13 protein-coding genes are annotated in these 16,508 nt (G+C 57.9%); 3 read left to right on the forward strand and 10 right to left on the reverse strand.

Annotated features, from left to right (window positions below; translation table 11 throughout):
- The 8 genes from fmdA to urtA form a co-directional block, all read right to left on the reverse strand.
- Complete coding sequence (gene fmdA / locus QZ534_RS14555; RefSeq protein WP_053113347.1) at positions 1-1,233, reverse strand: formamidase; 1,233 nt, start codon at positions 1,231-1,233, stop codon at positions 1-3.
- 101 nt (positions 1,234-1,334) lie between these two features.
- Positions 1,335-2,378: an AAA family ATPase gene (locus tag QZ534_RS14560; RefSeq protein WP_296935305.1), complete on the reverse strand. Its 1,044-nt coding sequence runs from the start codon at positions 2,376-2,378 to the stop codon at positions 1,335-1,337.
- Positions 2,379-2,393: 15 nt separating this feature from the next.
- Complete coding sequence (locus tag QZ534_RS14565) at positions 2,394-3,440, reverse strand: aliphatic amidase (protein WP_296935306.1); 1,047 nt, start codon at positions 3,438-3,440, stop codon at positions 2,394-2,396.
- 14 nt (positions 3,441-3,454) lie between these two features.
- Complete coding sequence (gene urtE, locus QZ534_RS14570) at positions 3,455-4,144, reverse strand: urea ABC transporter ATP-binding subunit UrtE (protein WP_069182378.1); 690 nt, start codon at positions 4,142-4,144, stop codon at positions 3,455-3,457.
- A 2-nt stretch (positions 4,145-4,146) separates the two neighbouring features.
- Positions 4,147-4,905, reverse strand: coding sequence for an urea ABC transporter ATP-binding protein UrtD (urtD, locus tag QZ534_RS14575; protein ID WP_069182379.1), 759 nt, complete (start codon positions 4,903-4,905; stop codon positions 4,147-4,149).
- Positions 4,905-6,113 carry an urea ABC transporter permease subunit UrtC gene (gene urtC, locus QZ534_RS14580; RefSeq protein WP_296935310.1) on the reverse strand — a complete coding sequence of 403 codons (1,209 nt, stop codon included), beginning with the start codon at positions 6,111-6,113 and terminating at the stop codon, positions 4,905-4,907. Before urtC ends, urtD begins: the two co-directional genes overlap by 1 nt.
- Positions 6,114-6,122: 9 nt before the next feature.
- Positions 6,123-7,049, reverse strand: a complete 927-nt coding sequence (urtB, locus tag QZ534_RS14585; protein WP_153634146.1) for an urea ABC transporter permease subunit UrtB — start codon at positions 7,047-7,049, stop codon at positions 6,123-6,125.
- A gap of 82 nt (positions 7,050-7,131) precedes the next feature.
- A complete protein-coding gene (gene urtA, locus QZ534_RS14590) occupies positions 7,132-8,400 on the reverse strand; it encodes an urea ABC transporter substrate-binding protein (RefSeq protein WP_296935314.1) in 1,269 nt (422 codons plus the stop codon).
- 297 nt (positions 8,401-8,697) lie between these two features.
- Here urtA and QZ534_RS14595 point away from each other — a divergent pair, with 297 nt between their 5' ends.
- The 3 genes from QZ534_RS14595 (at position 8,698) to QZ534_RS14605 (ending at position 13,768) form a co-directional block, all read left to right on the forward strand.
- Positions 8,698-12,081, forward strand: a complete 3,384-nt coding sequence (locus QZ534_RS14595; RefSeq protein WP_296935316.1) for an ATP-binding protein — start codon at positions 8,698-8,700, stop codon at positions 12,079-12,081.
- Positions 12,068-12,973, forward strand: a complete 906-nt coding sequence (locus tag QZ534_RS14600; RefSeq protein ID WP_296935319.1) for a DNA-binding response regulator — start codon at positions 12,068-12,070, stop codon at positions 12,971-12,973. The genes QZ534_RS14595 and QZ534_RS14600 overlap by 14 nt, the downstream gene beginning before the upstream one ends.
- Positions 12,974-13,141: 168 nt before the next feature.
- Positions 13,142-13,768, forward strand: a complete 627-nt coding sequence (locus QZ534_RS14605) for a DUF3047 domain-containing protein (RefSeq protein ID WP_296935359.1) — start codon at positions 13,142-13,144, stop codon at positions 13,766-13,768.
- 14 nt (positions 13,769-13,782) lie between these two features.
- Here the strand turns inward: QZ534_RS14605 and QZ534_RS14610 are convergent, their stop codons facing one another.
- A complete protein-coding gene (locus tag QZ534_RS14610) occupies positions 13,783-14,619 on the reverse strand; it encodes a transporter substrate-binding domain-containing protein (RefSeq protein WP_296935322.1) in 837 nt (278 codons plus the stop codon).
- A 91-nt stretch (positions 14,620-14,710) separates the two neighbouring features.
- Positions 14,711-16,216 (reverse strand): sodium/proton antiporter NhaB, encoded by a 1,506-nt coding sequence (gene nhaB, locus QZ534_RS14615; protein ID WP_296935324.1) that lies wholly within the window; start codon positions 16,214-16,216, stop codon positions 14,711-14,713.
- Between the last annotated feature and the right edge of the window lie 292 nt (positions 16,217-16,508).

Genomic DNA, 16,508 nt, shown 5'->3' on the forward strand with positions numbered 1-16,508 from the left:
TTACTCCTTATCTTTCGACAACGGTACGTCCATGCCCCCGCTGACTTTCTTCTGGGGGCCTTCAGCGGACGGGTTGATGTCAAAGTCAAAGATGCCCGTGGGCAGCCAGAGTGTGGCGCAGGCATTGGGGATATCTACCACGCCGCTGATGTGGCCTTCCACCGGTGCACAACCGAGAATCGCGTAGGCCTGGGCCTTGGTGTAGCCGAACTTGGTCATGTACTCGATGGCGTTCAGGCAGGCCTGGCGATAGGCCACATGCACGTCCAGGTAATGCTGGCCGCCGTCTTCGTCTACGGAGATGCCTTCGAAGATCACATAGTCGTCGTAACGGGGCTTGATCGGGCTGGGCTTGAACACCGGATTCTTGATGCCGTACTTCTTCACGCCGTCCTTGATCAGGTTAACCCGCAGGTGAATCCAGCCGGCCATCTCGATGGCGCCGCAGAAGGTGATTTCACCATCGCCCTGGCTGAAGTGAAGGTCGCCCACGGAGAGGCCGGCACCATCGACGTAAACCGGGAAGTAAACCTTGGAACCACGGGAAAGGTCTTTGATATCACAGTTACCACCGTGCTCACGGGGCGGCACGGTACGTGCGGCTTCAGCGCCGGCGGCTTTGGCCGCTTCACCGGTCATCTGGCCCATGTGGGCGGTCTCGCCGTTGGGCAGTGTCGCCAGTTCCGGCACCCGCTCAGGATCGGTGGCCACCAGGCCGGCTTCCCGCTTGTTCCAGGTTTCCAGCAGCTCCCTGGAGGGCAGGCAACCGATCAGGCCCGGGTGAATCAGGCCGGCAAATTCCACGTTGGGAATGTGGCGGGATTTGGTGAACATGCCGTTGAAGTCCCAGATGGATTTCTGGGCTTCCGGGAAGTGTTCGGTCAGGAAGCCACCACCGTTCTGCTTGGAGAAGAACCCGTTGAAGCCCCACTGGCTTTCTTCGAAGGTGCCGATGTCGAGGATGTCCACTTCCAGCAGGTCGCCGGGCTCGGCACCTTCCACGCCGATCGGGCCAGACAGGAAGTGCACCTGGCTGAGATCGACATCCCGCACGTCGTCGGCACTGTCGTCGTTCTTGATCTGACCGCCGGTCCAGTCGTAGCACTCGACGATAAAATCGTCCCCCGGCTTGACGGTGGCTACCAGCGGAATGTCCGGGTGCCAGCGGTTGTGGATTTTGTCGTTCTCATAAGCCGACTTGTTCAGATCGATCTTGATAATGGTTTCAGCCATAACGGGCGCTCCTTGGTGTTGGCTTGCACGATTAGGTAACGCCTCTACTATCCGGAATCCCGTGCCGGTGAGGTATTCGCGAAATGCCCCCGGTGCCTACGTCATTCGACGTATTGGTCAACGGTGACCGTGTTGCCCTTCAGTCCGGCACGGAACCGACGGCACTCAGGATAGGCCAGCAGTGCCCGCGCTACCGCCGGCTCCAGGCGCTGGCGAAATGCTCGCAACAGTTCCCTTGCTCCGTAGCGGGCGTCGTAACTCCGGCAGAGTTCAGCGCGCAATTCCGGCAACAGGCTGAGCTCTGCGTGCTTCTTGGAGAGCCGACGATTGAGACCTGCCAGCTCGATGTCCAGCAGGGCTTCCAGCCAGTTGTCGGTCAGCCGGTTAAAGGTGAGGATCTGGTCGATCCGGTTGAGAAACTCCGGGTCGAAATGGCGTCGCAAGGCAGCATCGCGAATGGCCTCGCCCTTGCCGGGCGATAAACCAAGCCAGCGCCGCCATCCCCGCTGGTATCGCTGTTGGTGGGTCTCAGCGTCCAGGGCACCGGCGTTGCTGGTCATGAAGATCAGGGTGTTGCGGAAGTCGATCTCCCGATTGCCGGAGGGGAAGACCAGTCGGCCGGTGTCGAGCACATTGAGCAGGGTACGGACCACTTCCTTGCTGGCCTTCTCGATTTCATCGAACAGCACGATGCCGGGTTTGCTGAAGGAACCCTGAATCTTGTCCAGATCAAACAGGCTATGGCCTTCCTTGCTGCCCACGTAGCCCGGAGGCGCGCCGGTGAGTGCCGCCGCGTAATGCTCCTGGGCCAGGGTATTCATGTCGATACGGCACAGGCCATCCCGGTTGACATGAATGGCTTCGGCGATCAGGCGCACGGTTTCGGTCTTGCCCACACCCGTGGGCCCCAGGAACAGGTGCACCGCCAGCGGCCGGTTGTCCTCGCCAATGTCGGCTTTTACCCGCACCAGCATGGATTCCATGGCATCAAGGGCCTCGTCCTGGCCGACGATGTTTTGCCGCAGGCGGGCCATGACAGCATCAGGCTCGAAACGGAACCGGGAAGCACGAACCGGGCCTGAAGCGGCCCGGTTCTTTTCGATGGACTCCCGGTTGGCTTCCAGCCGTTCGTTAATAAACGGCATCAGCACCTCCCGGGCTTATGCCCCTGCAGATTTTTCCTTGTCATCGAATGGCAACTCGCCCACCGGGCACTCAGCGGTGCCCACCGTCTTGCGGGTCATCGCCTCCACGTTTTCCTGGGCTTTCTGGGCATCCATCACCCAGGTGCGATAAAACTCGAACGGGCAGTCTGCCACGCCCTTATCGCCGTCACCGGAGGCATGCACGCCGGTGTAACCCCGGTGCAGCAGTTTGAACAGGTGGTTCTGGGACTGGTCATTGGCGCGGGCATCGCGGATCTGGCTGACCGACAGCTGGGCATACTGGATGCCCATGTCCTCCTCGCCACATTCGCCAAGAGTTCGGCCATCAAAGCCAATAATGGCGGAATGGCCGAAGTAGGAATACACACCGTCAAAACCAGAGGCGTTGGCGACGGCCACATAGCAGTTATTGGCCCAGGCCATGCTCTTGGCCATCATCACCTGCTGTTCCTTGGCCGGGTACATGTAGCCCTGGCAGCGCACAATCAGTTCCGCGCCCTTCATGGCGCAGTCCCGCCAGATTTCCGGGTAGTTGCCGTCATCGCAGATGATCAGGCTGATCTTCATACCCTTGGGGCCTTCAGTCACATAGGTGGTGTCACCCGGATACCACCCCTCGATCGGACACCAGGGAATACACTTGCGGTATTTCTGGACGACTTCACCTTCGTTGTTGATCAGCACCAGGGTGTTGTAGGGGGCCTTGTTGGGGTGATCCTCGTGGCGTTCCCCGGTCAGGGAAAACACCCCCCAGGTATTGGCCTCACGACAGGCAGCGGAGAAGATGGAAGTCTCGTCACCGGGTACGGTGGCCGCGGTCTCCATCATCTCCTCGTTGTCGTACATGATGCCCATGGTGCTGTATTCCGGGAACACCACCAGGTCCATGCCCGGCAGGCCCACCTTCATACCCTTGATCATGTCCGCAATCTTGCGGGCGTTGTCCAACACCTCGGCCTTGGTATGCAGCCGCGGCATCTTGTAGTTCACCACCGCCACGCCAACGGTATCGTTACTGCTGGAAATATCACCGTGTCTCATTGCTCTGCTCCTCGTTAAACGGCCAGATAGCTCGCAATCTTGTCCTGATCGGCCTCTTCCCGGCTCTCTTCGTGCACGATCGCGCCTTTTTCGATCACCAGGATCCGGTCCGCCGCATCCATCACAAAGCTCAGCACCTGCTCGGAAACCACAATCGACAGGCCCCGTTCGTCGCGGATGCGTCGAAGGGTCTGGGCGATGTCCTTGATGATGTTGGGCTGAATACCCTCGGTCGGCTCGTCGAGCAACAACACCTTGGGCCGGGTGGCCAGGGCCCGGGCGATAGCCAGCTGTTGTTGCTGGCCGCCGGACAGGTTGCCGCCCCGGCGGTTCTGCATTTCCTTCAGCACCGGGAAGAGTTCGTACAGGTCTTCCGGTACCTTCTTTTCACCCACCGCGGCCAGGCCGGTCTCGATGTTTTCCCGGACCGTCAGGGTCGGAAAGATCATCCGTCCCTGGGGTACAAAGCCGATCCCGGCGCGCACACGCTGGAAGCTTTTCATGCCCGACAGATCGGTACCGTCCAGGTTGACTTCGCCGCTCTTGGTCGGCGTCATGCCCACCAGGGACTTCATCAGCGTGGTCTTGCCCATGCCGTTTCGACCCACCACGGCAACGATTTCGTTCTTTGCCACGTCAAGGTTCAGGTCATTGATGATGGTGCTTTGGCCATAGGCCACCGAATGATGTTTCAAGCTCAGCATGATCAGTGCCCCAGATAGACTTCGATGACTTTCGGATCCGATTTCACGTGCTCAATCGACCCCTCGGATAGAACCTTGCCCTGATGCATGACCGTGACCCGGTCGGCGATATCGCCGACAAACTGCATGTCATGCTCGATGACCAGCACCGTGTGGTCCTTGGTGATTACCTTCAGCAGCTCGGCGGTTTTCTTGCGCTCGGTGACCGACATGCCCGCCACCGGCTCGTCCAGCATCAACAGATCCGGTTTCTGGATCAACAGCATCCCGATCTCCAGCCACTGCTTCTGACCGTGACTGAGCGACGCCGCCGGTTCGTTCAGGGCATCAGACAGGAAGATCGTCTCTGCCACCTCTTCCACAGCCTCGATAACCGCCCGGTCGCGCTTGAACGCCAGGGCGCCCATAACGCTGTGCCCCTGGGGGTAGGAGACCTCCAGGTTCTCGAACACCGTCAGGTCCTCGAACACGGACGGGGTCTGGAATTTCCGACCCACGCCCGAGTGAACAATCTGGTGCTCCTTGAGCTTGGTTAGCTCCTTGCCATCAAACTTGATCGAGCCGGAGGTGGCTTTGGTCTTGCCGCAAATCAGATCCAGCACCGTGGTTTTTCCGGCCCCGTTGGGGCCGATGATGACCCGTATCTCCTTCGGATCCAGGTAGAAGGAAAGATCATCCACCGCCTTGAAGCCGTCGAAGGAAACCGTCAGGCCCTCGACTGCCAGCAGGAAATCTTTGGCTTTGCTTTTGGCTGCACTCATCACGATTTCTCCGGGCTGTAGGAATCGATCATCGGATCGTAATCATCCGTTTTCTCGGTTTTCGGCTTTCGCTCAGCGGCTGGTTTCGCAGGCGTGGCCTCAGCCCTGGCGCCTTTGCCGCGCTCGAAGAGCTTGTCCTCAAGGGGCATGACATAGGTCTGATAGAGACCGGCCAGGCCATTCGGGAATGCCAGCACCACGCCAATGAACAGCGCGCCCATGGCGAAGGGCCAGAGTTCCGGGAAAGATTCCGAAAAGCCACTCTTGGCAGCGTTGACCAGAAGGGCACCGTAGACCGCGCCAAGAATCGACAGGCGGCCGCCCAGGGCACAGAAGATCACCATCTCGATGGAGGCGACGATGCCGATGAACGACGGCGACATGAAGCCAACGATCAGCGTGAACATGGCGCCCCCGACACCGGCAAACGCCGCTGCCAGGCAGAACACGAAGATCTTGAAGGCGGCCACGTCGTAGCCGGAGAACCTCACCCGCATTTCCTGGGCATTCATGGCGACGAGAATCCGCCCCAGTTTCCGGTTCTGGACCAAACGCGCGATGAACAGGCACAGGAACAGCATGCCCACGCAGATGAAATACAGGGTTGTCTTCGCTGCATCTGTGCGAATATCCCAGCCCATCAGGGTCTGCAGATCGGTGATGCCGTTGACGCCGCCGGTGTAACCCTGTTGCCCGATGATCAGGATGGTCAGGATTGCCGCGATGGCCTGGGTGATGATGGCGAAGTACACGCCACCCACACGTCGTGTGAACATGGCGAAGCCAATTACAAAGGCCAACAGCACCGGCACACCGATCACCGCAATCAGGGTGAACGAGAAGCTGTGGAACGGTTCCCAGAACCAGGGCAGCTCGGTGAGCTGGTTCCAGTCCATGAAGTCGGGAATGCCCGGGGTGGACTGGATGGCCGTGGCCTCCGGCGTGGAGGCCTCCAGCTTCAGGAACATCGCCATGCAGTAGCCGCCCAGACCAAAGAACACGCCCTGGCCCAGGCTCAGAATGCCGGCCTTACCCCAGCACATCACCAGACCGATTGCGACAAAGGCGTAGGTCAGATACTTGCCCACCATGTTCAGCCGGAACGGGTCCAGCATCAGGGGCAAGAGAACCACCAGCAGGAATGCCAGTGCCAGGTAGTACAGTCCCTCGCGGGAGCCAAACCATTTCAGGGGGGATGAATTCTTCATGACAGTCTCCTAGCGACGGACCTTGAGGGCCATGAGTCCTTCCGGACGCAACATCAGGATGCCGACGACGACCAGCAGGGTGAGTACCTTGGCCATGGATCCGCTGAGGAAGAACTCCATGGTGGACTGGGCCTGGGAAATTCCGAAGGCAGAGACAATGGTGCCGATCAGGCTTTGCGCACCGCCGAAAACCACCACCAGGAAGGTGTCCACAATGTAGGCCTGGCCCGAGGACGGCCCCGTTGAACCGATCATGGTGAACGCGGCACCCGCTATGCCTGCGATGCCGCAGCCAAGGGCAAAGGTGGCCCGGTCGATGCCGGCGCTGTTGATACCGACTGCCTCGGCCATGGGCCGGTTCTGAACCACCGCCCGCACCTTCTTGCCGTAGCCGGACCGGTACATCAGCAGATAAACGCCCACTGCAATGGAGAGCGCAATGATCATGACGAACAGGCCGTTAATCGGCAGTTCCACAAGGTCGGTCACCTGGAACGCACCCATCATCCAGTCCGGCAGTTCCACACCCACTTCACGGGCGCCGAAAATGGATCGATAGGCCTGCTGCATAATCAGGCTGAGGCCCCAGGTAGCGAGCAGGGTGTCGAGAGGCCGATGATAGAGATGCCGTATCATCAACCATTCAATCAGCGCCCCAAGCGCGGCGCAGACAAGAAACGCCAAGAGCATGGCGATGAGGAAGTAACCGCCGAACAGTCCCGGTAGATAACTCTGGAAAAAGCCCGATGTGAGATAGGTGGTGTAGGCGCCGAGGATCATGAACTCCCCGTGAGCCATGTTGATCACCCCCATCTGACCGAAGATGATGGCCAGGCCCATTGCCATCAGTACGAACACTGAGAACAGGGAGAGCCCGGCAAACCCCTGCATGGCAAATATCGACATCAATTCACTGCTGGTGTAGCCATCGAACATGACCCTTCTCCCCTTCGAACCAACATGCTTTGCGTTTTGGAGGCGATAAAGGCCGGCGCACTGTGGCGCCGGCCATTCCGTCTTACTGGTAACCTTCAGGGAAGGGGTCCGGCTCCATCAGCTCTTCGGTCTCGTAGACAACCTTGTACTGGCCGTCGGTCTGAGCCTTGCCAATCCGGGTCTTGGACCACAGGTGATGGTTTTCGTGGATGCGCACATAGCCTTCCGGCGCCTTGGTGAATTCGATGCCTGCAAACTCTTCGCGGATCTTGTCGATATCGAAGGAGCCGGCTTTCTCAACCGCCGCTTTCCACAGCCATGGGCCAAGGTATGCAGCCTGGGTCACGTCACCGATGACCATGTCGTCGCCGTAGGCTTCCTTGAAGGCCGCAACAAACTCTTTGTTGTTGGGGTTATCAAGGCTCTGGAAGTACTTCATGGAGGCGTAGATGCCTTCAACGTTCTCACCGCCGATACCGCGGATTTCGTCCTCGGTAACCGAGATGGTAAGCAGCAGCGGCTTCTCGTCGGTGAAATCAACACCGGCGGCTTTCATCTGCTTGTAGAAGGCCACGTTGGAGCCACCAACAACCGAGGCGAAGATCACGTCAGGCTTTCTCAGCTTGATCTTGTTGATAACCGAGTTGAACTGGGTGTGGCCCAGGGGGTAGTACTCCTCGCCCACCACTTTCAGGCCCAGCTTGTCGATGTGCTTGCGGGCGATCTTGTTGGAGGTACGCGGCCAGATGTAATCGGAGCCGAGCAAATAGAAAGTTTTGGCGCCCTTGTTCTCGACGGCCCAGTCGATACCCGCAAGAATCTGCTGGGTAGCTTCCTGGCCGGTGTAGACAACGTTGGGCGACTGCTCCAGCCCCTCATAGAAGGTCGGGTAATAGAGCATGCCGTTGTACTGCTCGATGACTGGCAAGATGGCCTTGCGTGAGGCGGACGTCCAGGCCCCGAAGATGGCCGCGACATTGTCCTGACGCAGAAGCTTACGCGACTTTTCAGCGAAGGTTGGCCAATCACTGGCGCCGTCTTCCTGAACGTATTCGATCTGACGCCCAAGCACACCACCTGAGGCGTTGATCTGGTCAATGGCCAGCTTCTCTGCCTGAACAGAACCAATCTCACTAAGCGCCATGGTGCCGGTGATGGAGTGCAGGATGCCCACGGTGACGGTGTCATCCGTAACCGCCAGGCCGGTGGTGTTGACCTCGGCCGTAGCCGGTGTGGCCGCTTGTGCGGATGTGGCGAGCATGACGGAAGCCGCCAGCGTCATCAGGCTCTTTCGAAGCCCCAGTCCCTTGCCGAATGACCGCCCACCGGCGGTTTGATCTGTCGTATCCATGGTGATTCCTCGCAGTTTTTGAAGTCCGGATCCGCGCTTCCCTTCGAAAGCACAGTGCCCACGAGAATCATTCTGCTCGGCCCCCTCTTGGGTGCCCATTCGGCAATCGCCCCAGCGCGCTACGTCATTTGACGCATTCCGGTTGCCCGCAGGACAGGCTAAAAACGCAGGCATACAGAAGAAGAACATCCCGGCACCCGTCTATGGCACGGATATTGTTCCGGCTTTCTCATGCGGTGCATTTCAGCTTGAAGCTGCACTAACGCGGGGCACCCAGAAACCAAAGGCAAGGCAGTCATGGCGGCAAGACAGACTATTTTTCGGGTTCGGCGCAGCTACAACCAGTGGGTAGCCAACCAGACCCTGGAAGACTATGCGCTTCGCTTTACTGCCAAAAGCGCCCGGCGTTGGTCTGCTGCCCGGGTAAGCAATACCGCTCTGGGAGCGATCTCGTTCCTGGCGCTTGAAGCCATTGGCGGCTCCATAACTCTTCACTACGGGTTCGATAACGCGGTCGCCGCGATCCTCGCTGTCAGCCTGGTGATCTTTCTGACGGCTATCCCGATCAGTTACTACGCGGCCCGTTACGGGGTCGACATTGACCTGCTGACCCGCGGCGCCGGCTTTGGCTACATCGGCTCCACCATCACCTCCCTGATCTATGCCTCGTTCACGTTTATCTTCTTCGCCATCGAGGCGGCGATCATGGCCATGGCGCTGGAAATGCTGTTCGGAATTCCTCTGGTACTTGGCTACCTGATTTGTGCTGTGGTCATCATTCCATTGGTCATACATGGCATCACAACGATCAGCCGCTTCCAGGTCTGGACCCAGCCAGCCTTCATCCTTTTGCAGATCATGCCTTTTGTTTTTGTCATCTACTCGGACGCCTCCTCAATCAGCGATTGGACGCAATTCGAGGGAGTTAACCCGGTGAATACCGGTGGCTTGAGCATCGTGATGTTTGGAGCCGCGGCGGCGGTTGTCTTTTCCCTGATCGCACAGATCGGCGAGCAAGTGGATTTCCTGCGCTTTATCCCCGAGCCTCAGAATGCGAAGGAAAAACGGCGCTGGTGGGTTGCCGTTATGACGGGCGGCCCTGGCTGGATCGTGATCGGTATGCTGAAGATTCTGGCAGGCTCTTTCCTGGCCGTGCTTGCCCTGAATCAGGGCGTTACGGCCTCCGAAGCCGCCGACCCTACTCAGATGTACCTGATCGCTTTCAACTACATTACCCATTCGCCCGAGATTTCCATGGCCATGGCCGGCATTTTTGTCATTCTTTGCCAGCTCAAGATCAACGTCACCAACGCCTACGCCGGCTCCATTGCCTGGTCCAATTTCTTCTCTCGTCTGACCCACAGTCATCCCGGGCGGGTCGTCTGGTTGTTCTTTAACGTCGCCATTGCCCTGCTGGTGATGGAACTCGGTGTCTACCGGGCTCTGGAGGAAACCCTGGGGTTTTACGGCATTGTCGCCATTGCCTGGGTAGGCTCCCTGGTGGCGGATCTGGTAATCAACAAACCACTGGGGCTGAGCCCAGCGCACATTGAGTTCAAGCGCGCTCACTTGTATGACATCAACCCTGTCGGCGTTGGTGCCATGCTGACGGCTTCGGTTGTCGGCATCACCTGTCACACCGGCATACTGGGGGACTATCCCCAGGCGCTTTCCCACTTCATCGCGATGGCCGTTGCTTTGATCATGGCGCCTCTGATTGCCTGGAGGACTGGCGGCCGTTTTTACACCGCACGGCCCTTCGTCCCGATTGCGACCGACCATCACCCGGTTCAGTGCACGATCTGCGAACACCACTTTGAACCCGAGGACCTCACGACCTGTCCGGCCTACGAGGGCACCATCTGCTCCCTGTGCTGCTCTCTGGATGCCCGGTGTGGCGACGTTTGCAAGCCGGGAGCGGGTTACCAGGAGCAGCTCAATCATTTTCTCGGAACCCTGATGCCGAAACCGCTGCTGGACGGTCTGCGTTCGCGGATCGGGCATTTCCTGAGTCTGCTGATATTGATCAACGGGCTTTCGGGACTGCTGTTGTCATTAATCTATTTCAAGACGCCGGTGGCTTCACCGGCGGAAGGTCTGCTGCTGTCGATTACGCTTTGGAAGGTGTTCTTCATACTGGTCATCGTGACCGGTGTGATTTGCTGGCTGTTCGTGCTTGCCCATGAAAGCCGGGTGGTGGCCGAGGAAGAGTCCCGTCGTCAGAACCGCCTGTTGATGGAAGAGATCATCGCCCATGAACGAACCGATCAGGCCCTTCAGCAGGCGAAAGAGCAGGCGGAGGCCGCAAATGGCGCGAAAAGTCGCTACCTGACCGGAATAAGTCATGAACTCCGCTCTCCACTGAATGCCATTCTCGGATACGCCCAGCTGATGGAGAACGACGAAACCATTCCCGCGCACCGGAAGGAAGCCCTGGGTGTGATTCGGCGCAGCGGTGAATACCTGGCCGACCTCATTGAGGGGCTGCTGGACATTTCCAAAATCGAAGCGGGTCGGCTGGACCTGCACCGTGATCAGGTCCGCATTGAACTGTTGATGGAGCAACTGGTGACCATGTTCCGCTTGCAGGCGGAAGACAAAGGCCTGGCCTTTGATTATCACTGCCCCAATCCGCTTCCGGAACTGGTAACCACAGACGAAAAACGACTGCGGCAGATTCTGATCAACCTCCTATCCAACGCCATTAAATATACTGACCGGGGCGGAGTATCCCTGACCCTGCGCTATCGCAGTCAGGTGGCCGAGTTCACCGTGCGCGACACCGGCGAGGGTATAGCCCCCGAGAATGTGGAACGTATCTTCCGGCCCTTCGAGCGCATCCGCACACCGGGACAAAGCCGGACAGGCACGGGCCTTGGCCTGACCATTACCCGCCTGCTCACCGAAATCATGGGGGGTGATATTTCGGTTGAAAGCGAGCCTGGGCAGGGCAGCGTCTTTCGGGTGAGCCTCATGCTGTCGAGCCTGCATGCCTCCGCTCCCCGCTCCATCTCGACGCCGACCAAACGCATCTACGGGTACCACGGCCCGCGGCGAAAAGTGCTGCTGGTCGATGACGATGTCTCCCACCGCCAGGTCATGCGTGCCATGCTTTCACCCCTGGGCTTTGAAATCGTCGACACCGGTAATGCGCTGACGGTAATGGCGACCGTTGAGGCGGAGCGCCCTGACCTCGTGCTTCTGGACGTCTCCATGCCCGGAATGAGCGGCTGGGACGTGCTGGCATCACTGCGCGAGCACAAGCACACCGTCCCGGTTGTCATGGTCTCGGCCGACGCCAATGAAGGTCACCACGCGGCTGATTCTCCCCGGCTGCACGATGGCTACATCATTAAACCCGTGCGACTGGATCTGCTGCTTGACACCATTGCCAGCGTGCTGGATCTCGGGTGGCGTTTCGATAAAAGCCCGGAGCCCCTCGCCGCCATTCCCGCCCCCGAGCACGGCGTTCTTCCCTTACCGGAACTGGAGCATCGTCTGGCTCTGGCCGACCTGGCCCGGATCGGGCATCGAAAGGGCTTGCTTGAAGCATTGCATGCCCTGAAACACGGCGGCGATGCAGCCGAACCCTTTGCGCGTGAGCTCACCAGACTCACCAATGATTTCCAGTTCGAGAAAATTCTTGAACTACTCGAGGTAGCCGAACATGAAGCTTCATAATGACCGGAAAACTGTCGTGATGGTCGTGGATGACGCGGTCGACTCCATTCGAATGATCAACGACGCCATGGAAGAGGCCGGCATGACGGTGCTGGTTGCCCTGGAAGGGAACCAGGCCCTCACCATCAGCCAGAATATAACGCCGGACGTGGTGCTGATGGATGCTCTGATGCCCCACATGGACGGCTTCGAAACCTGTCGAAGATTGAAGGAGAACCCGGCGTTTACCGACATTCCTATCATCTTCATGACCGGGCTGAGCGACACGGAACACGTTGTCATGGGGCTCAATGCCGGGGGCGTGGATTACGTGACAAAGCCCATCAACACCACCGAGCTGCTGGCCAGAATGGATGTGCACCTGACCAATGCCCGCATGACCCGAAGCGCCCGCAGCGCACTGGATACTGCCGGTCAGAACCTGTTTGCCGTGGATCAGGAGGGCAACCTGCTCTGGGGCACGCCCCAGGTTTGTCAGTACCTGCCCGATGCGGCGCACCCTGAATTCTCCGATGTCCGCGCCCGCCTGGCAGAATGGCTGGGGCACCAACCCGAACCAGGCCACAGCATGCCGATGGAAATCATGGGCGTGGCGAGGTCCGTGGAGTTTCTGGCCCTCGTGGATAACCGGGAATACCTGCTTCGGCTAAAAACACCGCAGAATCCGAACAACGCAACCGCCGCTTTGCGACAACGGTTCGAACTGACATTGAGGGAATCCGACGTGTTATTGTGGATCGCCAACGGCAAGACCAATCGGGAAATTGGCCAGATACTGGATATGAGCCCCCGGACCGTCAACAAGCATCTGGAGCAGGTATTCCGGAAACTGGGCGTGGAGAACCGGACGGCAGCTGCGGCCAGCGCGATCCGGGTGTTGGCGATTCAGTAATCGTTTCGGGCACTTTTGCGCAAAGCGTCTGTCCACGGGTATACCCCCTTCCAGACATCGAGAAGCCTGATGAGAAAGACGACAAGAATCCTGTCACTCCTGTTTTTTGCAGGCATTTCTGGATTCCTGGTTGCTCAGCAATCGCCCGCTCTCAAACCGTTTTCTGAGATGCAGTCCCTGAATGACGGCTGGGAACCGTTGGAATTCCCCAAGATTGACCAGCTCAGCCGTTATGAGCTGACCACAGAAGACGGGCAGCAGGTTGTTCGGGCCACCACAGACGGCGGGGCCTCTGGCCTTATCGCCCGGGTAAGACTGGAACCGACCGATTCGCTGATTCTGCAGTGGCGCTGGAAGGTCTCGAATGTGTTCGAAAACGGGAATGCCCGGGAAAAGTCCGGGGACGACTACCCTGCCAGGATCTACGTTGCGTTTGAGTTCCAACCCGAAAAGGCCGGCTTCTTCGAACGTGCCAAACGAAAGGCAGTTGAAGTGTTGTTCGGTGAGTCTTTGCCAGGCAATGCCCTGAACTACATCTGGGCGAATACCCTGCCCCGGGGCGAGATCGTGCCCAACCCGTATACAGATAAAACCATGATGATCGCGGTAAATTCAGGATCAGAACGGGTCGGAGAATGGGTGACTGTGGAACGTGACATCATGGCCGACTACCGGGAAGCGTTTGGCGAGGAGCCGCCACCGGTGGTGGGTATTGCCATTATGTCGGATTCGGACAACACCGGTGAAAAAGCGACGGCCTGGTATGGGGATATCCGGTTGAACCCCAGGCCCTGAGCCACTTGGGTTTACTACCGATACTTTTCGGGGAAGCCCGGTATCACAGCGCTTTCACCAAATTTTCGTATCGGGGGGACTTCACCTTTTTCAGCGAGACGGATATAAGCATCATCGAACTCTTCCCGCAGCATCGCTGCCCGGGGATTGGCGAGCGAGAACAGCCAGGCTAGATTCCTCAAACGGATCTCCGATTCACGAATTTTCGCATCTTCGGGCATTGAAAGGGTTTCCAGTACAGGATCTCGATGACCCAACAGGTAATGCCCTCGGCCGAGCTTAAGCATCTCCAGAGCCGCCCGGTAGTTGGGTGCCTCAGTTACGTCAATGGAGCCTTCGGCCTCCAGCCAATACAAAAGCCCGCCGTAGGTGTATCCGGCAATCGTGATTACTGTCTTGCCCTGTAGCTGATCAAAATGAGTGAGTGGCTTCGTTCCCTGCAAATACCAAGCACTAAGCTGGGTCGCAAAGGGGCTCACCCAAGTCTCAAGAACTTCACCTTCCAGAGCCGGTACGTTGGTTGAGCCTGGCCAAACATCAATCCGTCCATTGCGCAGATAAAGATATACACGACTGATAGGAAGATAGAGAAATTCCGGCTGATAGCCTGCTTCGACCGCCACTTTTCGGGTGACCTCAATGAAAGTGCCCGCCGGACTGCCATCAACTTTCTGATAGGTCATAGGAGGAAAGTCGACGTAGGCAATGCGAAGCGGTTTGCCGGCTGTATCCGGCTCAGCCAGAGTGCCCGTTGATAGCAATAAACCTGCTAGCAAAACCCAAAGCCGGGCACCGAAAAAACGATTGGTTGTACACATCGAGGAAATTTGGTTCGTGTAGTTTCTGGACATGGAATCCATGCTGTCTGGGTCTGTTTAGCCAAAGATTAACAGACCCGGGCAAATCTGCACTGACACCGCCCGCAAAAACCCGAACAGAATGTCAAATATGGTTAATAACCATATACAGGCCTACACCACCCATTACCAGCATATAGGGAAACGCCATCACCACCATCTTGCCGTAGGACAGTCGCACCAGTGGCGCAATGGCAGACGTCAGTAGGAACAGGAAAGCCGCCTGGCCATTCGGGGTCGCTACACTGGGAAGATTGGTGCCGGTGTTGATGGCAACTGCCAGCTTCTGGAAGTGATCATAGCTGATAGCACCTGCATCCAGAGCCTGTTTCACTTCACTGATATACACGGTGGCCACGAACACGTTATCGCTGATCATCGAAAGCACGCCATTGGCAATGAAGAACATGCCAGGCTGACGGGCTTCGGGGAGCGAAAGAACGTAATCAATGATCGGCTTGAACAGGTGCTGTTCATGGATCACGGCAACTACCGCAAAAAACACCACCAGCAGGGAGGTGAACGGCAGGGATTCCTGGAACGCCTTACCAATCTGGTGCTCATCGGTAACCCCGGTAAATGAGGTAATCAGGATGATGACCAACAGGCCAATCAAGCCGACCTCGGCCAGGTGAAAGGCCAGGCCCACCACCAGGATTGCGGCCGCGAAGGCCTGCACCCAGAGTGCCGCCTGATCAGCCTTGGTACGCTTGGCCCGCTCGTTCTCTGCAAACTCTTCCAGCACCCGGCGCACGGGTTTGGGCAAACGCCCGCCATAGCCAAACCAACGCAGCTTCTCCAGAGCCCAGCAGGTAAACAGCCCCGCCGCCAGCACCGGCAGGCTCACCGGCGCCATGTGCAGGAAGAAGCCGGCAAAATCCCAACCCACCACCTTGGCAATCAGCAGGTTCTGCGGCTCGCCCACCATGGTGGCCACGCCACCAAGGGCTGTACCGATAGCACCGTGCATCAAAAGGCTGCGCAAAAAGGCCCGGAAGTTCTCGAGATCTTCCCGGTGCAGCTCAATCACCTCGTCATCACTGCCGGCGTTGTGATCCTTGTGTTGATAGCCCTTACCGGAGGCCACCTTGTGGTAAACCGAGTAGAAACCTACCGCCACGCTGATGATCACCGCAGTAACGGTCAAGGCATCCAGGAACGCAGAGAGTATGGCGGCTGCAGTGCAGAACAGCAGGGAGAGGGCCGATTTAGAACGCACACCCACCAGAATCTGGGTGAAGGTAACCAGCAGCAACTCCTTCATGAAGTAGATGCCCGCCACCATGAACATCAGCAGCAGGATAACCGGGAAATTGGTGAGCACTTCCAGATAGACTGCATCCGGCGTGGTCAACCCGATCAGCAGCGCTTCCACCGCAAGCAGGCCACCGGGCAGCAGTGGATAGCACTTCAGGGCCATAGCCAGGGTAAAAATAAACTCGGCAATCAGCAGCCAACCGGCCGTCCCCGGCCCCAGGGTCCACATCACAATCGGGTTGGCGACAAGAAACAGCAGGATGACCTGCTTGTACCAGACAGGCGCCTTGCCAAGGAAGTTGTGGGTAAAGCCGGAAATAACGGTAGTGGGCATTACAGAAATCTTCTGAGAAAACGGATTATTGGTATTGTGTGGCAGAAGGCCCGAATCTTCCTTGATATTTGCGTACCGCGGTATGGTCCAAAGGTACGACTTTCAGACCTTAATTGGTCGTAATAACAACAATAGAGGAAGGTAAGCCCGGCCACGCCGGTATTTTTTAGTAATATTACTTAATTTAAGCCGCACAGGCGACGGCATTTTAACCGATTTTCAAACTGAAGAGTCGCTTTATGAAAAATTATCGCTGCTCTTTTTGCTCCCCAGAGAATCATGCCAGTCAGCG

The sequence above is a fragment of the uncultured Marinobacter sp. genome, assembly GCF_913055835.1.
Classification (GTDB): Bacteria; Pseudomonadota; Gammaproteobacteria; order Pseudomonadales; family Oleiphilaceae; genus Marinobacter.